This is a genomic window from Citrobacter sp. S-77, from assembly GCF_963864895.1.
In the GTDB taxonomy this organism is placed as follows: Bacteria; Pseudomonadota; Gammaproteobacteria; order Enterobacterales; family Enterobacteriaceae; genus Citrobacter; species Citrobacter murliniae.
Genome location: NZ_CAWLWU010000002.1, coordinates 1,968,874 through 1,993,096, shown reverse-complemented (window position 1 = coordinate 1,993,096; position 24,223 = coordinate 1,968,874). Strand labels below are relative to the sequence as shown.

General features: G+C 51.4%; 23 protein-coding genes. 6 read left to right on the top strand and 17 right to left on the bottom strand.

Annotated elements, in window-relative coordinates; translation table 11 throughout:
* Positions 1 to 5: 5 nt before the first annotated feature.
* The 5 genes from AACS05_RS10140 to ttrS all read right to left on the bottom strand — a co-directional run bounded on the left by AACS05_RS10140 (position 6) and on the right by ttrS (position 5,979).
* Complete coding sequence (locus AACS05_RS10140; RefSeq protein ID WP_045442277.1) at positions 6 to 2,108, bottom strand: aldehyde ferredoxin oxidoreductase; 2,103 nt, start codon at positions 2,106 to 2,108, stop codon at positions 6 to 8.
* Between the two features lie 120 nt (positions 2,109 to 2,228).
* The gene (locus AACS05_RS10135; RefSeq protein ID WP_003029338.1) at positions 2,229 to 2,855 is read right to left on the bottom strand and encodes a ferredoxin-like protein; all 627 of its coding nucleotides are present in this window, start codon (positions 2,853 to 2,855) and stop codon (positions 2,229 to 2,231) included.
* A gap of 481 nt (positions 2,856 to 3,336) precedes the next feature.
* Complete coding sequence (gene fumD, locus AACS05_RS10130) at positions 3,337 to 3,546, bottom strand: fumarate hydratase FumD (protein ID WP_045442274.1); 210 nt, start codon at positions 3,544 to 3,546, stop codon at positions 3,337 to 3,339.
* A 92-nt stretch (positions 3,547 to 3,638) separates the two neighbouring features.
* A complete protein-coding gene (gene ttrR, locus AACS05_RS10125) occupies positions 3,639 to 4,223 on the bottom strand; it encodes a tetrathionate respiration response regulator TtrR (protein ID WP_045442269.1) in 585 nt (194 codons plus the stop codon).
* Positions 4,198 to 5,979 carry a tetrathionate respiration histidine kinase TtrS gene (ttrS, locus tag AACS05_RS10120; RefSeq protein ID WP_045442260.1) on the bottom strand — a complete coding sequence of 594 codons (1,782 nt, stop codon included), beginning with the start codon at positions 5,977 to 5,979 and terminating at the stop codon, positions 4,198 to 4,200. The genes ttrR and ttrS overlap by 26 nt, the downstream gene beginning before the upstream one ends.
* Before the next feature lie 179 nt (positions 5,980 to 6,158).
* On the opposite strand from ttrS, the gene ttrB reads away from it, so the two are divergent.
* Genes ttrB through ttrA form a run of 3 tightly spaced genes read left to right on the top strand, consistent with a single transcriptional unit; the run spans position 6,159 to position 10,974 of the window.
* Positions 6,159 to 6,893 (top strand): tetrathionate reductase subunit TtrB, encoded by a 735-nt coding sequence (ttrB, locus tag AACS05_RS10115; protein ID WP_045442248.1) that lies wholly within the window; start codon positions 6,159 to 6,161, stop codon positions 6,891 to 6,893.
* Positions 6,894 to 7,916: a tetrathionate reductase subunit TtrC gene (gene ttrC / locus AACS05_RS10110; RefSeq protein ID WP_045442245.1), complete on the top strand. Its 1,023-nt coding sequence runs from the start codon at positions 6,894 to 6,896 to the stop codon at positions 7,914 to 7,916.
* Entirely contained in the window at positions 7,909 to 10,974 is a 3,066-nt protein-coding gene (ttrA, locus tag AACS05_RS10105; RefSeq protein ID WP_045442241.1) for a tetrathionate reductase subunit TtrA, read from the top strand. The genes ttrC and ttrA overlap by 8 nt, the downstream gene beginning before the upstream one ends.
* A gap of 43 nt (positions 10,975 to 11,017) precedes the next feature.
* Here the strand turns inward: ttrA and AACS05_RS10100 are convergent, their stop codons facing one another.
* The 4 genes from AACS05_RS10100 to AACS05_RS10085 form a co-directional block, all read right to left on the bottom strand.
* Complete coding sequence (locus AACS05_RS10100) at positions 11,018 to 11,830, bottom strand: MetQ/NlpA family ABC transporter substrate-binding protein (RefSeq protein WP_045442239.1); 813 nt, start codon at positions 11,828 to 11,830, stop codon at positions 11,018 to 11,020.
* A 21-nt stretch (positions 11,831 to 11,851) separates the two neighbouring features.
* Entirely contained in the window at positions 11,852 to 12,520 is a 669-nt protein-coding gene (locus tag AACS05_RS10095; protein ID WP_045442237.1) for a methionine ABC transporter permease, read from the bottom strand.
* Positions 12,513 to 13,535 carry a methionine ABC transporter ATP-binding protein gene (locus AACS05_RS10090; RefSeq protein ID WP_045442234.1) on the bottom strand — a complete coding sequence of 341 codons (1,023 nt, stop codon included), beginning with the start codon at positions 13,533 to 13,535 and terminating at the stop codon, positions 12,513 to 12,515. Before AACS05_RS10090 ends, AACS05_RS10095 begins: the two co-directional genes overlap by 8 nt.
* A 154-nt stretch (positions 13,536 to 13,689) precedes the next feature.
* Complete coding sequence (locus tag AACS05_RS10085; RefSeq protein ID WP_045442231.1) at positions 13,690 to 13,926, bottom strand: hypothetical protein; 237 nt, start codon at positions 13,924 to 13,926, stop codon at positions 13,690 to 13,692.
* Here AACS05_RS10085 and ynhH point away from each other — a divergent pair.
* From ynhH to lpp, 3 genes are all read left to right on the top strand, one after another.
* The gene (gene ynhH / locus AACS05_RS24950) at positions 13,873 to 14,103 is read left to right on the top strand and encodes a protein YnhH (RefSeq protein ID WP_420808585.1); all 231 of its coding nucleotides are present in this window, start codon (positions 13,873 to 13,875) and stop codon (positions 14,101 to 14,103) included. The genes AACS05_RS10085 and ynhH overlap by 54 nt on opposite strands.
* Before the next feature lie 7 nt (positions 14,104 to 14,110).
* The gene (gene pykF, locus AACS05_RS10080; RefSeq protein WP_045442228.1) at positions 14,111 to 15,523 is read left to right on the top strand and encodes a pyruvate kinase PykF; all 1,413 of its coding nucleotides are present in this window, start codon (positions 14,111 to 14,113) and stop codon (positions 15,521 to 15,523) included.
* A 308-nt stretch (positions 15,524 to 15,831) separates the two neighbouring features.
* Positions 15,832 to 16,068: a murein lipoprotein Lpp gene (gene lpp / locus AACS05_RS10075; RefSeq protein ID WP_003029373.1), complete on the top strand. Its 237-nt coding sequence runs from the start codon at positions 15,832 to 15,834 to the stop codon at positions 16,066 to 16,068.
* Between the two features lie 69 nt (positions 16,069 to 16,137).
* On the opposite strand, the gene ldtE is transcribed toward lpp, so the two are convergent.
* From ldtE to AACS05_RS10035, 8 genes are all read right to left on the bottom strand, one after another.
* Complete coding sequence (gene ldtE / locus AACS05_RS10070) at positions 16,138 to 17,142, bottom strand: L,D-transpeptidase LdtE (protein ID WP_045442225.1); 1,005 nt, start codon at positions 17,140 to 17,142, stop codon at positions 16,138 to 16,140.
* A 123-nt stretch (positions 17,143 to 17,265) separates the two neighbouring features.
* Positions 17,266 to 17,682, bottom strand: a complete 417-nt coding sequence (gene sufE, locus AACS05_RS10065) for a cysteine desulfuration protein SufE (protein WP_045442222.1) — start codon at positions 17,680 to 17,682, stop codon at positions 17,266 to 17,268.
* Between the two features lie 12 nt (positions 17,683 to 17,694).
* Positions 17,695 to 18,915: a cysteine desulfurase SufS gene (gene sufS, locus AACS05_RS10060; RefSeq protein WP_045442219.1), complete on the bottom strand. Its 1,221-nt coding sequence runs from the start codon at positions 18,913 to 18,915 to the stop codon at positions 17,695 to 17,697.
* A complete protein-coding gene (sufD, locus tag AACS05_RS10055; RefSeq protein WP_045442217.1) occupies positions 18,912 to 20,183 on the bottom strand; it encodes a Fe-S cluster assembly protein SufD in 1,272 nt (423 codons plus the stop codon). Before sufD ends, sufS begins: the two co-directional genes overlap by 4 nt.
* Positions 20,158 to 20,904, bottom strand: coding sequence for a Fe-S cluster assembly ATPase SufC (gene sufC, locus AACS05_RS10050; protein WP_045442214.1), 747 nt, complete (start codon positions 20,902 to 20,904; stop codon positions 20,158 to 20,160). The genes sufD and sufC overlap by 26 nt, the downstream gene beginning before the upstream one ends.
* A 16-nt stretch (positions 20,905 to 20,920) precedes the next feature.
* Positions 20,921 to 22,408: a Fe-S cluster assembly protein SufB gene (sufB, locus tag AACS05_RS10045; RefSeq protein ID WP_045442211.1), complete on the bottom strand. Its 1,488-nt coding sequence runs from the start codon at positions 22,406 to 22,408 to the stop codon at positions 20,921 to 20,923.
* Positions 22,409 to 22,416: 8 nt separating this feature from the next.
* Entirely contained in the window at positions 22,417 to 22,785 is a 369-nt protein-coding gene (gene sufA / locus AACS05_RS10040) for a Fe-S cluster assembly scaffold SufA (protein WP_045442207.1), read from the bottom strand.
* 475 nt (positions 22,786 to 23,260) lie between these two features.
* Positions 23,261 to 24,136: a LysR family transcriptional regulator gene (locus AACS05_RS10035; RefSeq protein ID WP_045442205.1), complete on the bottom strand. Its 876-nt coding sequence runs from the start codon at positions 24,134 to 24,136 to the stop codon at positions 23,261 to 23,263.
* Positions 24,137 to 24,223 lie beyond the last annotated feature (87 nt).

The window sequence follows — 24,223 nt, the reverse complement described above, 5'->3', positions numbered from 1 at the left end:
GTTCCTTACGCCGGCAGCAGATCCTGCGCAGCCAGATCGGCTGCCACATCTTCAAGACCGAGTCGATTCAGGGTTTCGCGAGTTGGGCATCCCAGTTCCGGATCCCAGCCCATTTCCTGATAGAACATCGTAAGTGACTGGCGCATATCCTCTCTGTCCATCTTGTCCGTCCCTTCTGTGAAGACCGGAATCTTAGGATCTTTATCGAATACCCAGGAGCAGATGAGATCGTGTTCATTGCGCATATCTTTGGTTTGCATCAGTTTTACCGTATAAGCACGATGCAGGGTAAAGATACGCTCCGCAGCTAAATCCAGACTCGCCTGCGTCGTTTCATCACCAGTTACGGCCTGGAAGAACTTCGCCTCCAGATCCAGATCCCCACGATAGTTTCGACTTTTCAGAGGTGAAACCGTCATTGGCCAGACCCAGTTGCACAGCGTCACGGCGTTATGCAAGCAGACCTTAAGCAGCGTCCATTTGGCATATTTGATTTTGGCCGCATTGATGGGGGTGTAGTTTTTGGTTTCGTCGTAGGCATCTTGCGAACCGAACAGTTCGCCCGCCACTTCCCGTTGTAATTTCAGTGGCAAACCAGAACCAATGAAGTTGATATGGGTGTGCGCCATACAGTCGCGGTTAAACATACAGTTGGTAATCGCCCCCACCTGTGCCGAGGCTTCGTTGGCATGGTGAACAGGAAAGCCAAACGGCGACCACAGTTTGTTTTTGGCATATCCCCAGTACTCTTCACCCAAATTCCAGCGTTCAGCAATGGCGTAAGAGCCATCTGCGAGGTGGCTGAGTTCACCGACGCGATGCGCCAGGCGGTAGTAGAAATCTTTAATAAAGTTAGGATCGCCCGCTTCCAGCTGATCCCAGCGGATCTCCGCATACTCTTCAGCCGGGAGTACGCGCTTAAAGACGCCTTTGGAGTAGCAGTACGTAAAGTCGCGATGCAGTTGTCCGTAGTTACACCAAATGCCGTAATCGTCAAACAGGTTCAGGCCAATCAGATTCCCCACCACACGTCCATCGTCTTTATCGTCAAAATCTTTAGGGCCGTTCGGGAAAATGGTGGTGTGCACAAAGTTCGCCACACAGGTGTTACCGCCGGTACTCGGTACGCCAAAGTCTTTAACTCGCGGGACATTGAGCTGAGACATACAGCGAATTGGGCATGAATGGCACCCGCTCATTTTGACCGTGTATTTTTCAGCCGCAGGGCCGAGATCGAATACGGATTTATAGGTACGGAAGCCAACGGTATTCTGGTTGCCAGGGGGAATGTCACCCGTTTCGATAGGTCCACCTTCCGCTGCGCCCCAGAACAGTCCTTTACGCGCCGTCCAGCGTGAGTTTGGTGAGGAGTATTCTGCCCATGCCTGCGGGGTACTCGGCACAACGTGGTTATTGTTAGCACCAATAAGCTCGGTCATCATATAGTCATTCAGCCGCTTCATCTCTTTGCGATCGGCAATGTTGACCCCTTTTGTCCCTTCGACCGCAATAGCCTTCAGGTTCTTCGACCCCATCACTGCACCAGTTCCGGCACCACCACTATGGTTACGGCTGTTGATCATGCAGGAGAGCGGAACCAGGTTCTCACCTGCCTGGCCGATAGCGGTGACGCAGGTTTCCGGGCTGGTTACGCGACAGATTTCTTCGGTCGTTGCACGCGTGCCCTTGCCCCACAGAAAATCGGCTTTTTCGATGCTCACCTTGTCATCTTTAATATTGATCCAGACAGGTGATGGCGACTTTCCTTCAATAATAATGGCGTCATAGCCGGCAAATTTCATTTGCGCAGCGAAGAATCCGCCCATATGGGCATCAACCACTAAATTACCTTTTGTGAAGGTCGATAAGGAGGTGATATTGACGCGGGAACTACAAGGCGCACCAGAACCAGTTAGTGGTCCGGTGGCAAAAACCAGTTTATTACCTTCATCAAAAGGTTTGGTACCTGGCGGGACCTCGTCGTACATGATTTTATAACCAAAGCCCATCCCACCGACAAATTTTTTAAATTTACTGGAATCTTCAACGGTGATATTACCCGTAGTGAGATTGACCCGTAAAATATTACCCGTCCAACCATTAGCCATCATATATTCCTTTGCAAGAAGGTTCGATAGATATACCCGTCACTTTGCAGGCAGCTTTTTCATTCAAAACTGCGATATTTTTGGCAATTAGTGACGCGTATCAGACATCCCTGCTATCAATCAAACAGTAATATCTTTCCACTCGATAATTTTTAATGCTCCAGTCGGACAAGCATTGGCGCATTCCCCACACAAAACGCATTTTGAGGATTTCTTCGTTTCGGTATTTACGGTTGCCATCATCCATGGGCAAGCCGTGGTACAGGCGCTACAACCAATACAGCGTTTATGATCTACCGCAATACAGCCATCTTCCTGTTTCCAGGTAATTGCGCCAATCGGGCAGACTTTCATACATTGCGGGTCTTTACACTGACGACAGGTGTCGGCGGTATAGTTTAAATCGCCATACAAGCCACCACCGGAGCCTACGCCATCGTCGCCAAAAAAGAAGTTTCGATGAATTTTAATGCGGGAAAAGAAGGTACCCACAGCGCCATCGTTATAATTTGTACAAGAAATTTCGCAGCGGTGGCATCCGGTGCAACGAGCTCGCTGAGTCACCAGCACCCCTTTTGGGGTGTTGATGAGCCCCACAGTGCCGCTATCCACATCTTCCTGTTTACAGCCAAAAAGCGATAGCAGCGCGGGTGCAATGGTTAATCCCGCCAGCCCCTTCCCGGATATGCGCAGAAATTCAAGCCGCGTTAAACCACAATCTAAAAATGGACGATCAACCTGGTTCATTTATTTCGCATCCTCTTCGCAAACGCTGTAGCAGCAACACTTCCAGGCTAATATTAATGAGCGCAGGTCAGGCCATTTCGGGCCACTCATGTTGCCAACAACACGTGATTATTTGCCCTAACCTGATCGCATAAATGACGGCGGTTAAACTGAATGAATCTAATCCTTTAGGGTTAGGCATATGAATAATGTGGTTATTCTCCCCCTATAACTTTGATCGTTATCAATTAAAAAACGGAAGAAAAATAATTAATGTGGAGTGATATTTATTATCATTAAGGAAATTTGAAATAGTATTTTATATGCGCAACAAATATTTGTGACTATGCTTCAAAATACAGTGCAATATACAATTCGATATGTAATTAAATATATAACGACATTGACAACATTAGTGACAAAGCTAAATTATATTAACTGGAAGATTATTGTGATTAAAATAAGAGGGCGGCAGAATATTTCCGCCGCCCTCTTTTCTGCATTAACCCGCCAGTGCTTTAATCACGGTCTCAATGGCCTGTCTCTCTAACTCACTGCGCTTTACACGCTGATTGGCGAGAGTCGTTCTCAGCACCCCAGCAATGACGATATGCTTAGGCTCTTGCCCCAGATCGCGCATTTCCAGCACTACTTTCCCGACTACTCTGCACATCTCACGGTACAGCTCGTCGTCTTTAGTCTGATTTCCCATATTTGCCTGCTCGTCATTGACTCAAACCAACAGCATATATCACTCTACCCCGTTAGACAAAAATCAATGAAAATCAATGAAATGTCATAAATCTACAGCACCCGTTGCAGTCGGTTAACCAGCTCTGCAAGGCTCCCGGCCTGCATTTTTTCCATCACCCTTGCCCGGTGGACCTCAACCGTACGCACGGCGATGTTCATGGCGTCAGCGATTTCCCGGTTCATCAACCCTGTCGCCACCAGCGTCGCCAGTTCACGTTCCTTGGGAGTGAGTTGTTGATAGCAGTTGACGATCTCTTGTCGCGAGCAAGCCGCTGCGGATACCTCCAGTGCGCGCTCCAGCGCGGCCTGCAGCGGTTCGGCTGAAACCGGCTTTTGCAAAAAATCGACCGCTCCGCGCTTCATTTGCTCAACCGCCATTGGTACGTCTCCATGCCCGGTGAGAAACACAACTGCCAGCGTACTTCCGCGTCTCAGCATCTCCTCATGTACACCTTGCCCGTCCAGTACCGGCATACGCATATCCAGCAACAATACGCCAGGTTGATGCAGACAGGCCTGAGCCAGGAACGTTTCGCCTTGCTCCCAGCATCGAACGTCATATCCCAAACTTTCCAGTAAAAATGCGCAGGCCTGGGTGACGGCAACGTCGTCATCCAGCAGATGAATTATCGCCACAGCGCCCTCCTTCCTGTGTCTGCTTAAAAGATAATGTCACCCTGACACCCGCCTGCCCGTCAGGGGCTGTCTGGTTTTTAATCGTAATCTCACCGCCTGCGTAACGAACCAGTCGCTGGCAAATTGCCAGTCCCAGCCCCATACCTTCCTTGCGGGTGGTCATGAAGGGCTGAAAAGCCTGATAGAGCTGAGCTTCATCAATACCTCCGCCGTTATCCTGCACCATGATGCTGATCCCCATATCCTCATCCTGAGCCGTAAACCACACCGTTTTGGCCCCTGCCTGGGCCGCATTCAGCACCAGATTCGCCAACACCTGCTCGAGCAAAACGGACGGTAGTGTCACCATTAACGCATGACTGGCCTTCGTTTGTAGCGTCACTGCCGGGAACTGCTGCGCCATGCGTAATAATTGCCATACATGGTGAATGGCGTCACGCACGTTAATCGACTTCCAGTCATCAGCCATCACCGGGTTTCCCTGCGCCTGGCTGACCCACAAACGAAGATTATGCAATGTGTCTGCTCCCCGTTGCGCCTGGACATCAATCTGTTCAAGTGCGGGCAACAGTGGATGCTGTTGATCTTGTCCGCGCAGGCGAATCAGGCAGCCTTGCGCATAGTGGCGGATGGCCGAAAGCGGTTGATTGATTTCATGGGCAAATCCGGACGTCATCTCTCCAAGGACGCTCATTTGCCGGGCTGTTTCCAGTGCCTGTTCCTGCTTGCGCAACAGCACATTGTTGCGTTCCAGCTCTCGTCCGCGCCTGCGGACCAGCAGCATGACCCAGATATAATTGAGCGTGAGCAACAACAGCATGACAACCACAGCCCCCATTGCCAGCCGGTGTTGAATAAACCAACTTTTGACATCTAACCACAGATGCCGCTGCTGCGGATGCTGCCGAACGTCGCGTAACAATGCCTCAACTTCACGGGTAGACGCAGGCGCGCCCCAGCGAAAAGTAGCACCTTGCGACGCGTTAAACAGTACCCGTGTGACGCGATCGGCAAGTTCATCATTCACCACCGGCAGTGCCGCAAATGACCAGTCAGGATAGAGCGGCGTGCTGGATAAGCAGGGAATGGAGGTGGGATAATTGAGCACTGCGATAAAATCCGCTTTATGGATCAACCCTTCTTCGTCCATTTTTTCCAGTAAACAGACGGGTACGATCGCCGCCTGAACGGCTTTTTCGCGTAATAAATACAATAAGGCATCTGCGGGAAATCCAGTGAATCTCAGACGCAGATCGCGCTCAGGGCGCAGGCCGACATCGCTGAGCGCCTTATACCCGAGTAAATAACCACCAAACGCCTGAGCATCAATCGCGCCGACTGTTTTACCTATCAGATCGTGTGGGGAAGTTATCCCGCTGTCACGTCTGACGAGGATCGCACTGCCTATCACATTACTCGTCGCTTTCCCGCCGCGTGTGGAACGTAAAGAGGCCAGCCAGCGTAGCGCAGAGCGGCTGTTTAGCTGCACGAATTGCGCCGGATTGGTCACCACAAATTGTACGTCTCCCCGATTGACTGCATCCTGCATTTGATGCAAATCCAGAGGTTGAATATGAAAGCGCTCACCGGGGATTTGCTGATTCAACAGGGTTTCAAGCGGTTGCCAGTGGTTTCGTGTAGATACTTCACCACGCATCGCCAAAATGCCAATGTTCCATGTATCTGCCCAGGTTACACTGCTAAATATCCATACGGATACCAACAACGCCAGGCGTCGTACGACTTTACATCCCACGCAATTATCCCTGTCAATTATGTTGTTTTAGATCAACAACAAGCCGGGTATGTGGTTAACCACAATAGTGCTTCCCCCGCCGCGATTTTTACACTGTAAATCATCAACATTCTTTATTCATCATACGCAAACCAACGGCGTGACCAATGTTTCGTTGTTGCATCGTGACGGGAGAAAATATGGACAGCAGTAAACGGCAGTTTCTCCAGCAACTGGGTGTCCTGACCGCTGGCGCATCACTGGTTCCCCTGGCTCAGGCACAATTCCCTTTCTCACCTGAACGGCATGAAGGCTCTCTTCAGCACCGCTACGGCATGCTGATTGACCTGCGGCGGTGTATCGGCTGTCAGGCCTGCACCGTCAGTTGTGCTATTGAAAACCAGACACCTCAGGGGGAGTTTCGTACCCACGTTAACCAGTATCAGGTGCAGCTTGAAGGCAAGAAAAGCGTAACCAACGTCCTGCTGCCGCGCCTGTGTAACCATTGTGATAATCCACCCTGCGTTCCCGTTTGTCCGGTGCAGGCCACCTTCCAACGTGAAGATGGCATTGTGGTGGTCGACAACACGCGCTGTGTAGGCTGCGCCTACTGCGTACAGGCGTGTCCTTACGATGCACGCTTTATAAACCATGAAACCCAAACCGCCGATAAGTGCACCTTTTGCGTTCACCGACTGGAAGCCGGATTGCTCCCTGCCTGCGTGGAGTCCTGCGTTGGTGGTGCGCGAATCATTGGCGATCTAAAAGATCCACACAGTCGGATTTCGCAGATGCTGCACGATCATCATGACGCCATCAAAGTCCTGAAACCCGAAAGCGGCACTTCGCCCCACGTGTTCTATCTCGGACTGGATGAAGCCTTTGTTACCCCGTTGATGGGACGTGCTCAACCCGCTCTCTGGCAGGAGGTTTAAATGACCCACTCATTGGTTATTGAAGAGGTACTGGCGCATCCACAGGACGTAAGCTGGCTACCGTGGGCTGTACAATACTTCCTTTTTATCGGTATTGCCGCCTGCGCCGCGCTATTCGCCTGCGTTCTCTACTGGCGAAAAAAAAAGCAACCGGAGTTAGAAAACCTCACTCTGCTTATCGCATTGACCTGTGCGATCACCGCCCCACTGGCGCTTACAGCGGATTTACACCAAACCGCCCGCGTCTGGCATTTCTACGCTTACCCAACGCCGTGGTCATGGATGCCCTGGGGGGCGCTATTTTTACCACTGTTCACCGGGTTTCTTGGGCTATGGTTTCTGGCACAACACATCAAACAGTTTACGCTCAAAAGTTACAGTGTCACTAAATGGTTAACCATCGGCAGCGCGCTTTCTGCAATCGGGTTGTTGGTGTACACCGGCCGTGAAGTATCGGTGGTTCAGGCGCGCCCCATCTGGTTCAGTTATGCCTTCCCGGTCGCGATGTTCCTGAGTGCGCTACAGACCTTCTTAGCTCTGCTGATCGCCGCATCGAAAAGTGAAGGCACATTGTTGCGCAAGCTGGCATGGGGACAAATCGCAACGTTAATCGCGCTGGCGATGGTGATGGTTATCTGGGTAAGCGGTAATACGCTTTCAGGTTCGGCTATCCGCTACTGGCTGGATATTGCGTCTTCAGCACGCCATTACGCCATCGGCTGGGTGGTGCTGTGGGTTGTTTCTCTGTGCTTTTGTGGACTGGTGTTGCGTCATCCTTTGTCACTTCCGCTGCGCATTTTGCTGGCTTTAAGTGCAATGGCGCTGTGCTGGCTGATGCGCTGGACACTCCTGATTCAGGTCCAAACCATACCCAAGTTTAACGCGCAGTTTAACCCATACTCCCTGCCTGCCGGCACGGATGGCTGGCTTGCCATACTCGGCACCTTTGGCCTGTGGATAGCACTTATCATTATTGTTCGTGAAGTCCTGAATGCGATCGCAAGGAGAATGCAACATGGCTAATTTAACCCGTCGTCAGTGGCTTAAAGTCGGTCTCACCGTTGGAGGGATGGTAACCTTTGGGCTGAGTTACCGGGACGTGGCAAAACGTGCAATTTACGGTTTACTTGATGGATCTTCAGGAAAAATCACCCGCGATCGAATCATTGGCAACGCATTAATCCCCGAAGCCAACGCCCGGTCACGCTGGCAGCAGAATCCGCAACAGGTGATCTCAATGACGCAATGCTTCGGTTGCTGGACTCAATGCGGTGTACGCGTTCGCGTCGACAGCGAAAAAGGGAAAGTGCTGCGTATTGCGGGCAACCCGTATCATCCGTTATCTCACGAACACCACATTGATTCTTCTGTACCCTTTGCCACCGCTATGGAACAACTGGCGGGTGAAAGCGGTCTTGACGCACGTTCTACCGCCTGCGCTCGTGGCGCAACTTTACTTGAAGGCCTGTACAGTCCACTTCGCATTCTGGAGCCGATGAAGCGCGTTGGTAAGCGTGGCGAGGGTAAATGGCAGCGCATTAGCTTCGAACAGTTGATCAAAGAGGTCGTGGAAGGTGGCGATCTGTTTGGTGAGGGCCATGTTGACGGTCTACGGGCAATACACGATCCCAATACACCAATTGATGCCAGTCATCCCGGCTTTGGTCCGAAATCAAATCAGTTACTGGTCACCAATACCAGCGATGAGGGGCGCGATACGTTTTTACGTCGCTTTGCCCTTAACAGTTTCGGCAGTAAAAACTTCGGCGCACACGGCGCTTACTGTGGGCTGGCATATCGGGCTGGATCTGGCGCGTTAATGGGCGATCTGGATAAGAATACCCACGTCAAACCTGACTGGGACAATGTCGAATTCGCGCTGTTTATGGGCACCTCTCCGGCACAGTCCGGCAACCCGTTTAAGCGCCAGGCCCGGCAGCTTGCCAGCGCCCGTTTACGCAACGATTTTCAGTATGTCGTGGTTGCGCCCGCCCTACCGTTAACCACGGTGTTGGCTGATGATCGCGGACACTGGCAACCCGTGCGTCCGGGAAGCGACTCCGCGCTGGCGATGGGGATGATCCGCTGGATAATCGACAACCAGCGCTACAACGCTGATTACCTCACCATTCCCGGTGTACAGGCGATGCAACAGGCCGGGGAAAAAAGCTGGACCAATGCCACGCATCTGGTGATCACCGATGAAATCCCAACGCTTGCCGGACAGCATTTAACCCTTGCGCATTTACACGCAGGCGCGACCAGTGAACCGGTGGTTGTTAACGAGGCTGGAGAGTGTGTAGCCGCCAGCGACTGCCAACGCGCACAACTGTTTGTGACACGCCAGGTTACGCTGACTGATGGACAAACGGTAACGGTAAAAAGCGGGTTCCAGTGTCTGAAAGAGTCCGCCGAAAAACTCTCGATGGCGCAATACAGCCAGCAGTGCGGCGTGGCGGAAGCGAAAATAAGCGTCCTGGCCGACGCATTCACCCGTCACGGGCGTAAAGCCGCAGTGATCACCCACGGCGGGATGATGGCAGGCAACGGATTTTATAATGCCTGGGCGGTGATGATGCTGAATGCGCTGATTGGCAACCTCAGCCTGGAAGGCGGCGTGTTTGTTGGTGGAGGCAAATTCAATGGTGCGACCGATGGTCCTCGCTACAATATGGACAGTTTCGCCGGAAAGGTGAAGCCAAAAGGGCTAAGCATCGCACGCAGTAAAACCGCCTATGAATCCTCTGAAGAGTACCGTAATAAAGTCGCCGCCGGGCAATCGCCCTTCCCGGCCAAAGCCCCATGGTATCCGTTTGTTGCAGGTCAGTTGACCGAATTACTCGCCTCGGCGCTTGAAGGTTACCCTTACCCGCTGAAAGCGTGGATCTCCAACATGACCAACCCGTTCTACGGTGTGGCAGGGTTGCGCGGCGTAGCGGAAGAAAAACTCAAAGATCCTGCTCGTCTGCCGCTGTTTATCGCAATTGACGCCTTCATGAACGAAACAACCGCACTGGCGGATTACATCGTACCGGATACGCACAACTTCGAAAGCTGGGGATTCAGCGCACCGTGGGCAGGCGTTGCCAGCAAAGCCACAACCGCGCGCTGGCCGGTAGTTGCACCAGCGACCAGTAAAACCGAGGACGGTCAACCAGCGTCGATGGAGTCTTTCTGCATTGCAGTAGCCAAACGCATCGGGCTGCCGGGCTTTGGTGACAACGCGATCACCGATCCGCAAGGTAACCACTACCCACTTAACCGCGCAGAAGATTACTACCTCAGGGTCGCCGCAAACATTGCGTTTATGGGAAAAGCGCCTGTCGCTGAAGCCACACCTGACGATATCTCGCTAACTGGCGTGACGCGGATCCTCCCTGTAATAACGCAAACGCTGAAAGCCGATGAAATAAGCCGTGTCGCGTTTGTCTATTCGCGCGGTGGTCGCTTTGCTCCGGACAAGAGCGGTCGGGTGGAAAACCGCGTCGGTAATGCGTGGGAGAAACCACTGCAAATCTGGAATGCGGACGTTGCCGCGCACCGTCATGCGATTACCGGTGAACGCTATAGCGGATGTCCGGCCTGGTATCCTGCGCGCCTCAGTGACGGTCGTTCCATTGATGAATTATTCCCTGAACGGGAGTGGCCGCTGAAGCTGATTTCATTTAAATCCAATACCATGTCCAGCGCGTCGGCGGTGATCCCTCGCCTGCATCATCTTAAACCGGTGAATCTGGTAGCGCTAAATCCGGTAGATGGTCGGCGTTTTGGGGTGTCCCATGGCGATGTAGTTCGTATTACGACCCCTGGCGGTCAGGCACAGGCGCAGATCAGTCTGCTCAATGGCGTAATGCCTGGGGTGATCGCGATAGAGCATGGTTACGGACACAGAGAAATGGGCGCGGCGCAGCATACGCTTGATGGAGAGCTGATGGCGTCTGACACCCAGATAAAATCAGGAATCAATATTAACGATCTCGGCTTTGCCGATCCGACACGTCAGGTCGCCAATACCTGGCTGGACTGGGTTTCTGGTGCCTCGGTACGTCAGGGGCTTCCGGCGAAAATCGAACGGGTGTGATCCGTGTGCCGGATGGTGGCTATACCATCCGGCGCAGTCTGGATTAGTTATTTACCGGGATCACCGCACCTTTATATTTGGTGCGGATCCAGTCCTGGATCTCTTTAGAATGCAGCGCATCTACCAGTGCCACAATATCCTTCTTCTTCTCATCGCCACGATGTACGGTAATAATGTTGGCATACGGGTTATTTTCACCGCTTTCAACGGCAATCGGATCTTTAACCGGATCCAGGCCGGCGTCGATAGCGTAGTTAGCGTTAATAACGACCGCGTCGCCCTCGTCATTGTTATACATCTGCGGTAACAGTGCCGCTTCCACGTTAGGCAGGAACTTCAGCTTTTTCGGATTATCAACAATGTCGCTGATGCGTGCAGTGACTTTATCCACCCCGGGCTTAAGTTTAATCACGCCCTCTTTTTCGAAAATCGACAGAATACGACCTTCTTCAGAAACTGCGTCACGCATGATGACCTTGCCACCTTCCGGCAGGTCCTTGAGCGATTTCACCTTTTTGGAGTAAATACCGATTGGCTCAATGTGAATCGCTCCGGCGCTGACGAAATCATAAGTTTTATCGCCTGCATGATCCTTCAATACGCTATTCAGATACGGAATATGCTGGAAGTAGTTAGCATCAATCTCACGGCCTGCAAGCGCGGTGTTCGGCAAAATGTAATCCTGGAACGGTTTAATCTCCAGTTCGATCCCCTGCTTCGCCAGAATAGGCTTCGCCTGCTCAAGAATTTCAGCATGCGGCACGTTAGACGCGCCAACGGTCAGGGTATCTGCCCACGAGGCAAAGCTCAGGGCGCTAAGGGTTGCTGCAGCGAGTAATGTCAGTGATTTTTTCATGATTATGGTTTCCGTATTTTATTAGCGTTTATCTAACAGAGAGGTGATCACATCGCCGCAAAGCTGGATAATGAAGACGATGACAAGTATGGTCACCGTCGCCACCAGCGTGACGTCGCTGTGGTTGCGCTGGAATCCTTCCAGATAAGCCAAATTCCCTAAACCACCTGCACCAATCACACCAGCCATCGCGCTGTAACTAACCAACGCAATCAGCGTCACGGTGATCCCGGACACCAGAGCCGGTGATGATTCAGGCAGTAAAACCCGAAAAATAAGCGTACTCAGACGCGCGCCCATCGAGCGGGTCGCTTCAATGACACCCTTGTCCACTTCACGTAGAGCGATTTCGACCAGGCGTGCATAAAACGGCGCAGCGCCAACAATTAGTGCAGGTAACGCGGCATTGGCCCCGAGAATGGTGCCAACCATCGCTTTGGTAAACGGGATCAACAGCACGATCAGAATGATGAACGGGATCGAGCGGAAGATATTCACCACCAGTGAAATGGCGCTGTACACCGCACGGTTCGGAAATAGACCTCCACGAGCCGTCAGAAATAGCGCCAGTCCAAGCGCAATCCCCAGCACAAATGTCGCCACGCCGGACAGCGCGGTCATGTAGAGCGTTTCCTGGGTCGCGGCAAACAGTTGGTCCCATTTCAGATGGGGAAACAGATTTTCAACCATGTTGAATTACCTCCGCGTCGATGTCGCTGTGGCGCAGATCGGCCAGAATATTGCTGAGCTGTTCTTCGGTGGCCACAACGTGCACCCATAGCTGACCAAATGTGCCGTGGGCGGTTTGCGTCATCTTGCCGTGCAAAATGTTAAATGGCAGGCCGTAACGCAGAGTCAGTTCCCCAACAACAGGCCGGTGTGTGCGGTTTCCGGTAAAGGTTAATTTGATTACTACCCCGCCAAGTTCGCTTGCCAGCTGTGGGTTAAACTCATCCTCCTCAGCATACTGACTTACCTGACGGACAAACTGGCGTGTAATCGGCTGCTGCGGATGGGTGAAGACGCTAAGTACATCGCCCTCTTCAACAACTCTGCCGTTCTCCATCACTGCCACGCGATCGCAGATTTTGCGCACCACATGCATTTCATGAGTAATCAGCACAATCGTTAATTTGAAGCGGCGGTTAATATCGAGCAGTAGATCTAAAATCTGATCGGTGGTTTGCGGATCCAGCGCCGATGTGGCTTCGTCACACAGCAGCACGTCCGGATTGTTCGCAAGCGCCCGTGCAATCCCAACGCGCTGCTTTTGACCACCGCTGAGCTGCGACGGATAAGCATTTTCACGGCCACTCAGCCCAACCAGCGTAATCAGTTCGGCAACCCGTGCTTTAATTTTCGCTTTCGGAGCGCCGGCAATTTGCATCGAGAACGCAATGTTTTCGAAAACGGTTCGCGACCACAGTAAATTGAAATGCTGAAAAACCATGCTGATCTTCAGTCGCGCCTGACGCAGAGATTCTCCGCTTGCTGCTGAGATGTCATGACCATTAATAATCACACTGCCGGATGTCGGTTTTTCGAGTCCATTAAGCAGGCGTATCAGGGTGCTCTTACCGGCACCACTGTAGCCAATAATTCCGTAAATCTGTCCCTGTTCAACCGTCAGATTGACGTCATCGACAGCGGTAATGGAAAGCCTGCCTGGCGTAAACACTTTTGAAATATTTTTCAGGACAATCATGTCGTTTGGTATCCGCTGCTGCTTATCGTTATCCTGCTAGTGCCTTTAGCTGTTTAGCAGTATGGATGTCCAAACGAGTGTAATCAGTGAAGTTAGCTTTTAAAATGAATTAAAACGAATTTGATATAACTTTTAGAAATATGCAAAAATCACATTACCATGTACAGAAAACAGCCATTTCAGACGACAAATGTAGCTTGTTGCGCAACAAACCACGCCCGTGGGCAACCTCTTTATCCATACCGATGAACAAATGCGTGAATATTTTTTGTGAAACTGCACAGAACTCTTTTGAAACGCTGTTTCCATTTTCCTTTTTGATAATTTTCAGCGTATAATGCGCGCCAATTGTCTCTTGAATGGTTTCAGCACATTGACCTGTAATACTCAACGACTACAAAACTCACCTTCCCGTTGGGCTGAAACGCAAGCACACATTCCTCTGCACGCTTTATTGATGTCACCTATCCTTAGAGCGAGGCATCACAACTTTCGCAACTCAGGTTTAGCTTCCCGGCCGTGCGCGACGGAAGCCAGATTTCCATATCCTTCTCAACTTAAAGACTAAGACTGTCATGAAAAAGACGAAAATTGTTTGCACCATCGGTCCGAAAACCGAATCCGAAGAGATGTTAACCAAAATGCTGGACGCGGGCATGAACGTCATGCGTCTGAACTTCTCCCACGGTGACTACGAAGAACATGGTCAGCGCATCAAGAATTTGCGCAACGTGATGAGCAAAACTGGCAAAAAAGCAGCCATCCTGCTCGACACTAAAGGTCCGGAAATCCGTACCATTAAACTGGAAGGCGGCAATGACGTTTCTCTGAAAGCGGGCCAGACCTTCACTTTTACTACCGACAAATCTGTTGTTGGTAATAACGAAATCGTTGCTGTTACCTACGAAGGCTTCACCAAAGACCTGTCCGTAGGCAACACTGTGCTGGTTGACGACGGTCTGATCGGCATGGAAGTTACCGCTATCGAAGGTAACAAAGTTATTTGTAAAGTGCTGAACAACGGTGATCTGGGCGAAAACAAAGGCGTTAACCTGCCGGGCGTTTCCATCGCACTGCCAGCACTGGCTGAAAAAGATAAACAAGACCTGATCTTTGGTTGCGAGCAAGGCGTTGACTTCGTTGCAGCGTCCTTCATCCGTAAACGTTCTGACGTTATCGAAATCCGTGAGCACCTGAAAGCGCACGGCGGCGAAAACATCCAGATCATCTCCAAAATCGAAAACCAGGAAGGTCTGAACAACTTCGACGAAATCCTCGAAGCATCTGACGGTATCATGGTTGCTCGTGGCGACATGGGCGTTGAGATCCCTGTAGAAGAAGTTATCTTCGCACAGAAAATGATCATCGAAAAATGTATCCGCGCGCGCAAAGTCGTTATCACTGCGACCCAGATGCTGGACTCCATGATCAAAAACCCACGTCCGACCCGTGCTGAAGCTGGCGACGTAGCGAACGCCATCCTCGACGGTACCGATGCAGTAATGCTGTCCGGTGAATCCGCTAAAGGTAAGTACCCGCTGGAAGCTGTGACCATCATGGCTACCATCTGTGAACGTACCGACCGCGTAATGACCAGCCGTCTGGACTTCAACAACGACAGCCGCAAACTGCGCATTACTGAAGCCGTTTGCCGTGGCGCAGTTGAAACTGCTGAAAAACTGGATGCTCCGCTGATCGTAGTGGCTACCCAGGGCGGTAAATCTGCACGCGCAGTACGTAAATACTTCCCGGATGCCACCATCCTGGCGCTGACCACCAACGAAACTACTGCCCGTCAACTGGTGCTGAGCAAAGGCGTAGTTGCGCAGGTAGTGAAAGAAATCAGCTCTACCGATGATTTCTACCGTCTGGGTAAAGAAGTTGCACTGGAAAGCGGTCTGGCACAGAAAGGCGACGTTGTGGTGATGGTTTCCGGCGCGCTGGTACCAAGCGGCACGACCAATACTGCATCTGTTCACGTGCTGTAATAATTCCGACGTGAATTAATTTGCTAAAAAAGCGCCTTGGTGGCGCTTTTTTTATTTTATCAATAGTCATGATTAATAAAAAATCAAATCGGATTTCACTATCTAATTAGAGATTATCTAAGATGAATCCGATGGAAGCTTTCTGTTTTCACACGGTTTTTTAGCCGTTTTTGCACAATTCGATGCTTCTTTGAGCGAACGATCAAAAATAAGTGCATTCCCATCAAAAAAATATTCTCAACATAAAAAACTTTGTGTAATACTTGTAACGCTACATGGAGATTAACTCAATCTAGAGGGTATTAATAATGAATCGTACTAAACTGGTACTGGGCGCGGTAATCCTGGGTTCTACTCTGCTGGCAGGTTGCTCCAGCAACGCTAAAATCGATCAGCTGTCTTCTGACGTTCAGACTCTGAACGCTAAAGTTGACCAGCTGAGCAACGACGTGAACGCAATGCGTTCCGACGTTCAGGCTGCTAAAGATGACGCAGCTCGCGCTAACCAGCGTCTGGACAACGCAGCTACTAAATACCGTAAGTAATAGTATCTGTGTAATAAAAATGGCGCACATTGTGCGCCATTTTTTTTGCCTTTAATTTACGCTTCCCTGTTACTGCATTGTGCGCATTTCCTCTCCCGCGCCAGGCATTCCATTCTGCGCAGATTTAACTTCCACCCCGTTGGTGGTCTCTTGCGTCTGTCCGGCCGTTACGGTGACCGGATATCCCGCACGTCGATAAAGCGCGCGTTCCACCAGACTATGATCTACTGTATTACTTTCCTTGAACTGAGTAAAACCAGCCGGCAGCACATACGGCATGGTCTGAACGTTCTGTTCTTCTTCCGGCGATAATGGACGATGCACTTCCACGTACCGCATACCGTTTGGTTCAACAGAATATTTTATCGGCTCATTAATCACTCTGACCGGTGTTCCCGTTCTGACCTGAGCAAACAGGGCTTTGATGTCCGGCGCATTCATGCGGATACATCCGGAGCTCACGCGCAGGCCAACGCTGTCAGGTGCGCTGGTTCCGTGAATAAGGTATTCACCGTTTCCATGCGCCAGACGCAGTGCAAAGCGTCCTAGCGGGTTATTTGGCCCAGCGGGCACCACAGGAGGCAACGTAATACCACGCTCAAGAGAACGCTTACGAATGCCTGGTGTAGGTGTCCAGGTGGGATTAGGTATTTTTTGCCCGACCCGGGTTTCCATCACCGGAGTTTCCAGCCCCTGCAGACCGATGCCAATCGGGAAAACCTGAACAATATTTTCTCCCGGCGGGAAGTAATAGAGACGCAGTTCCGCCAGATTTACAATAATGCCTTCACGCGGGGCATCCGGTAACAGCAGTTGCGAAGGAATAGTAATCAGGGTTCCGGGTTTCGGTACGGGAGCGATGGTGTTATTGGCTTCGAGGATCAGCATCGCCGCGGTGTCGAACCGACGGGCTATTGCCTGTAAGTTCGTATCGCTCTCCTGTACGGTATAGGTTTGATTCTGCCCAACAAGACGGCTGTTTGCCTGGGGCAAAGGATAATCGACCGCCCAGGCGGCCTGTATAGCGCTGTAAGCGCCGATCAGCATTAGAGTAATAATAGACGCGCGTTTCATACTCACTCACCCCCCTGGCGTTATTGCCGGATACTGGTGAATACCTTATCCGGCCTACGAGTCACTGCGTTGCTCTGTACATAATCATCCGGGTCAACCTGAAGGATGATATGTTTTATCAGTTTAGCTAAGAGTTGCAGCTTTCGTGCGAATAGCGCGAATCATCGCTTCAAGCCCCTGTGAACGAGACGGTGTGAGATGCTGTGCGAGCGCCATTTTTTCAAACCACGGACGCACGTCAAAATTCACAATATCCTGGGCTGTCATCCGGTTATACAAAATGAATACCACGGCGATTAGCCCTTTCACAATTGCCGCATCACTGTCGCCCTGTAATTCAATAATACCGTCAGCATTCTGACGCATTACTATCCATACCTGACTCTGGCATCCCTGAATGCTGTTTTCCGGACAGCGATCGTCGGTATTTAATTCCGGCAAACGCTGACCCAATTCAATAATATACAGGTACTTCTCTTCCCAATTAGCGCAACGCAGAAAATTACGCAACAATTTTTCTTTATCCGGTAGCGCAGCCATAACGCCTCTCTATTAACCCAGTAAGTGATGAATACGTTTCAGTCCCGTCACCAGACGGTCCACTTCTTCATGGGTGTTGTACATGGCAATCGAAGCCCGACACATTGCGGGAACGTTATAGTACGCCATCAACGGCATGGCGCAGTGATGTCCCGTCCGCACGGCAATCCCGTAGTTATCAAGAAAACTGCCGACGTCGTACGCGTGATGCTTACCAAGATTAAACGCAATGACGCCCAGTCGGTCTTTAGGTCCATAGAGGATCAGGTCCGGGACGCTCGCCAGTTGCTCAAGCGCATAGCTCATCATGAACTGCTCATACTCGCTGATTTCCTCGAGCCCTAACGCACTGACATACTCGATAGCGGCTCCCAGACCGATAATCCCCCCGGTGTTAGGTGTTCCAGCCTCAAAGCGCCAGGGGGCTTTAGCCCATGTCGTCCCCTGGGTCAGGCTAACTGTCGCTATCATCGATCCCCCGCCTTCCCACGGCGGCATCTCTTGCAGCAGAGATTCCCTGGCATACAGCACGCCGATGCCGGTTGGGCCGTAAAGTTTATGCCCGGAAAAGACATAAAAGTCGCAATCCAGCGCCTGTACATCCACTTTGTGGTGCATCACAGCCTGCGCGCCATCCACCAGCACTTTCGCGCCGTGCTCATGCGCCAGCGCAATCATCTCCGACAACGGGTTTTCTGTCCCCAGCACGTTTGATACATGGGTAATAGCCAGCAGTTTGCTGCGGTCATCGAACAGCGTCGGCAGCAGATCCAGTTGCAACGTGCCATCAGTATTGAGAGGAATAATGCGCAGCTCTGCGCCTACGCGGGCGCACAACATCTGCCACGGAACAATGTTGGCATGGTGCTCCATCTCGCTAATGATAATGTTATCACCTGCCCGCACATTGCTACTGCCCCAACTGTTGGCTACCAGGTTAATACCCTCCGTCGTACCACGCACAAACACCAGTTCTTCGGCTGAACGGGCGTTAATAAACAGAGAAGCCAGCTTACGCACATTCTCCATTTTCTCCGTGGCCTGGGCGCTGAGCGTATGAATACCCCGGTGGACGGCAGCATAACTATGGCGGTAAAACTCAGCCTCGGCATCAATCACCTGATTCGGCTTTTGTGCACTGGCGGCGCTGTCCAGGTAGGCCAACGGCAAACCGTTCACTTCACGCGTCAGGACAGGAAAGTCAGCCCGCACTTTTTCAATCGGAAATGTCATGCTACGCCTCCCGGCAGGCGTTGAGCGATCCGCGCCAGAACCTGTTGTTTCAGCGTTTCATCGCGCAGGGCTTCTGTTAGCTCAGCGGCAAACGCATAGAGAATCATCTGTTGAGCATCCTGCTGGCCGATCCCGCGGGATCGGAGATAGAACATCTGTTCATCGTCGATCCGCCCTACCGTCGCACCATGACTACATTTCACGTCATCAGCGTATATTTCCAGTTGCGGCTTGGTGTCCACTTCCGCCAGTTTACCAAGCAGCAAATTATTGTTGGTCATTTGCCCGTCGGTTTTGATGGCATGCTGCGCCACATTGATCAGGCCATTGAACACTGCCCGACCTTTATCGCTGACGATCGTCTTATGTAGCTGACGACTATTGCAATAGCCCTTGTTATGCTCCAGCCACGTACGGGTATCGCAGACTTCATTTTTTACCGGCATCGCCAGACTGTTAATCCGCAGCGTGGTATTTTCGCCGTTCAGTTGAGTGCTGGTGTTGTGACGCAATACCGCATCGCCGAGCAAAAAGCTGTAGCTTATGGCCGTCGCATCCGCCCCTAACTGCATGTCGTTATGAGCGAAGTGATGACTGACCGGGTTTTCAAACGCCAGCTTGATGTGATGCAAATGGGCGTTTGCCGCCACGTTCATTGTTAAGCGTGCGCCCGTAAAATGACGCGCATCGTTGAGGCTGACGTAATGTTCAACGACAGTGGCTTCCGCGCCTTCCGCCAGTTCAAGATGGTGACGATAATGCGCTGTATTGATCTCATCTCCCGCCAGTCCCTGGGTAATGTGCATGAGTAATAGCGGTTTCGTCGGGCGCTGATTACGCTTGACGTGAATGTGTGTCACGCTACGAGACAGGCTTTCAGTCAGATGCAGAAACACTTCAGGCTGAATCGGCGCCGGTAGCCCCAGGCGTGTGTCGTCAATACTCACGTCGAAACCGCTACCGTCCACGCTGTCGCTGAACGTCGGGCAAAACTGCCCATCGACAAAAACCAGACGGATGGCATCAATACCTGTCGACAGCGCCTCGCACTGTGTCGAACTAATTTCTGAAAAACGACTGACAAACTGTCCGGTGGTTAATCCTTCCAGCGGGGTATATTTCCAGTCCTCATGTTTGCGCGTAGGCAGCCCCAGACGCAGCATCTGTTGCAGGTGCTGTTGCGCGTGTTGCGAACGATTTTCGCCCTGCGCCTCAAACAGATGGTGCCACTGTTGTAGCACATTACTGCTGTTCACTAAGCCAGCCATATCCTTGCTCCTCCAGCTGTTTGACCAGTGTGAAATCACCGGACTTCACAATTCGCCCCTGGTAGAGAACGTGAACGTAATCGGGTTTGATATAGTCCAGGATGCGCTGATAGTGGGTGACGATAATGAACGACCGCTTGCCGTCGCGTAGCGAGTTCACGCCATCCGCGACAATCTTCAACGCGTCAATATCCAGCCCGGAGTCGGACTCATCGAGAATGCACAGCTCCGGCTCCAGTACCGCCATTTGCAGAATATCGTTACGCTTTTTCTCACCGCCAGAGAAGCCCACGTTCACCGAACGGGTGAGCAAATCTTCCGGCATCTTTAACAACTCAATTTTTTCTTCCATCAAATCCTGGAAGTCGAAGCGGTCCAGAACCTCTTCCCCGCGGTAGCTACGCACCGCATTAAGTGCCGTTTGCAGGAAAAACTGATTGCTGACGCCCGGGATTTCCACCGGATACTGAAACGCCATAAATATGCCTTCTCCGGCGCGGTCTTCAGGCGACAGTTCCAGCAAATCCTTTCCGTTGAATTCAACCGTACCACCGGTCACTTCATAATCTTCACGCCCGGCGAGCGTCGCAGACAGCGTACTTTTCCCTGAACCGTTTGGTCCCATAATGGCGTGCACTTCGCCGGGGCGAATCTCAAGGCTAAGCCCACGCAGAATCGCCTTATCTTCCACACTGACCTGTAAATCTTTAATACTTAACATGTGCTTTCCTTAAATTTTAGCCGACGCTGTGTTCAAGACTAATGGCGAGAAGTTTTTGCGCTTCCACAGCAAATTCCAGCGGCAGTTCAGAGAACACGTCTTTACAAAAACCGTTGACGATCATTGAGATGGCATCTTCTTCGCTGATACCGCGCTGCAGGCAATAGAACAGCTGATCTTCACCGATGCGTGAGGTTGTAGCTTCGTGTTCAAGCTGGGCGCTGTTGTTACGACACTCGACATACGGGAAGGTGTGCGCCCCGCAGTCCGCACCAATCAGCATGGAGTCACATTGGGTGTAGTTACGGGCGTTGGTGGCGGTCGGCATGATTTTCACCAGACCACGATAGCTGTTCTGGCTGTGCCCGGCGGAAATTCCCTTCGATATGATGGTTGATTTGGTGTTCTTGCCAATGTGGATCATTTTGGTGCCGGTATCAGCCTGCTGATACCCACTGGTCAGCGCGACGGAATAGAACTCACCGATAGAATTGTCACCGCGCAAAATACAGCTCGGGTATTTCCAGGTGATAGCCGAGCCGGTTTCCGACTGCGTCCAGGACATCTTGCTGTTCTCACCTTCACACAGCGCACGTTTGGTGACGAAGTTCAGGATGCCGCCTGTATTTCCATCTCCGGGGAACCAGTTTTGTACCGTCGAGTACTTCACTTCAGCATCTTTATGGATGATAACTTCCACCACCGCCGCATGCAGTTGGTAGCTGTCACGCACTGGTGCCGAACAACCTTCGATATAGCTGACGTAACTGCCCTCATCCGCCACCAGAATCGTGCGTTCAAACTGCCCGGTTTTTTCCGCATTAATACGGAAATACGTGGAAAGCTCCATCGGACAGCGCACGCCTTTCGGCACATAAATGAACGTACCGTCTGAAGCTACCGCCGCATTTAACGCGGCAAAGAAATTGTCATTACCCGGAACGACAGTACCGAGATACTGCCTCACTAGATCCGGGTGATCGTGAATGGCCTCACCGAACGAACAGAAAATAATACCCTGCTCTGCCAGCTTGTCGCGGTAGGTCGTAGCAACCGATACCGAGTCAAAAATGGCATCTACCGCCACTTCTTTACCTTCGCGGACCGGCACACCAAGCTGTTCAAACGCGTCCTCAACTTCTTTGCTTAAAAACGCATTCGCGCCCGTCTGTTGCACCGCTCCCGGCTCCGACGCGCAGGTTTCATCACAATTACCGCAAGAAGGTGCAGAGTAATAGCTGTAATCCTGATAATTCAGTTTTTCGTAATGCGCTTTTAGCCAGTGCGGCTCTTCCATCGTCAGCCACGCTCGGAACGCGTTAAGACGAAATTCGAGCATCCACTCAGGCTCGTTGCGCTTCGCGGAAATCGCGCGAACCACCTCTTCGTTGATTCCTTTCGCGAGTTCATCGGTTTTTAGTTGGGTGAAGAACCCCTCTTTGTAATTGAGGTGTCCGCCAGACCAGGTGTTGACATCGTCAGTTGCTTCAGTGTTACGAGACATAGTACCGCCTATACCCCAAAACTTTCGCCACAGCCGCATTCGTTCTGTGCTTTCGGGTTATGAAATTTAAATAACTGATTTAATCCTTCACGAACAAAATCGACTTCAGTTCCGTCGATAAACGGCATCGCCTGTAACGCTACGTAGAGTCTGGCGCCATCCGTTTCAAATAGCAGGTCGTCTTTATCCGGTTGACTGACGGTGCCCAGCACATAGCCGAATCCCGCACATCCCGTTTGCTTCACGCCTAATCGGACGCCCAACATATCGGGCTGTTTTGCCACCAGCTCGCGAATATGTGCCGCAGCAGCGGGCGTTAACGACAATCCACGCCATGAAAAGTCGTCCGGATCAAATGTTCCTGAATGCAATTCCATAGGGTTACCTCGAGTAATTAGCCTTCAAGCTATAACATCATGTTAGTGATAATGATTATCACTTCAACCCCTCAACAGCAGGGGCATTCGGGTTAACCGCCCTTTTTGGCTACTTTTATTAAGCATAGACCCTGCGGCGAGGGTTCACAGAGATGGATTATTTTGTTCAATGCATTGATAAATAATAGATTATGAAAACCAAATCGTTCAGGCAGGTCAAACACGAAAAGATGTATAGATAATGTCTATTTAAGGAATAGGAGAAGAATTGGATGCGGGTAAACACAGGTAATAAAAAACCCTTAAGGCTGCTGGTTAGCAGGCTTAAGGGTTCCGGCCCCATCCGGCGCTTATCTCCGGCACTCACGATGGCTTAGCTCTTGAAGGGGCGTTAGGAATAGTCTCATATCCCGGTGAGCCATTTTTAACACAAACTGCGATTCGCCTGTTTTATAATCTGGCTCACTTCACATTTTTAATTTTGTGTCTGATTGAGGGCATCCAGCAACAGACGCAGCCCTGCTGGCTGATGCTCACGCGAAAGGTATAATCCGTAAATCGGCAAGCGTCTCGGCTGCAACTGTGGCAGTAGTCGCACCAATTGTCCCTGCGCCAGGCCTTCTCTCGCCTCCTGCTCTGGTACCAGCGCGATCCCCATTCCCGCCTGCGCCGACTCGCATAAAAGCGAAGAGATACCCGCGCTCAAATTCCCTTTTATTGCCACAGAGACAACCTCGGCGTTCTCATTCTGAAAATGCCATGATTTTCCGGCAAATCCGCTGTAGTAGAGGCAATTATGTTGTGCGAGTTCTGCAACCGTGTGGGGAGTACCATGCAGACGAAGATAATCAGCAGAGGCACATAGCACCGACTCACAGTCTCCTAACCGACGGGCGATGCTTCCTGGCTCGGGGTTGTCCGTGATACGGATCGCCACATCAATACGTTCCCCCACAAGGCTAACCGGTTGATTATTAATTTCAACCTCAATACGGAGTTCAGGATAACGCGCCAGAAAAGCGGGCAGCACCGGGGCAAGAATATGCATAGCGGTGAAATGTGCGCAGGCCACCCGTAACGTACCGGAAGGAACTTCGGTCGCGCTGGCGGCACCAATATCCAGCGACAATTGCGCCAGCGAGCGGGTTTTCACCAACGCCTCCTCACCGGCAGGCGTGATCGTTAACCGACGAGATGAACGGTGGATCAACCGTGCACCGGCCCATTTCTCCATCTCATCGAGATAGCGACTGACCATCGGTCTGGAAAGACCCAGCGCTCGCGCGGCGGCACTCAGACTGCCCAAATCACAAATATGATTAAATACTGTTGCCGCCATGACTCTGTCCATCGCATCCCATCCGATCGTTTTATGAAACTCAGCATGTCCTGATAGAGGAATTCTAACAGATCCGAATTTCCTTAAAATAAGAGACGT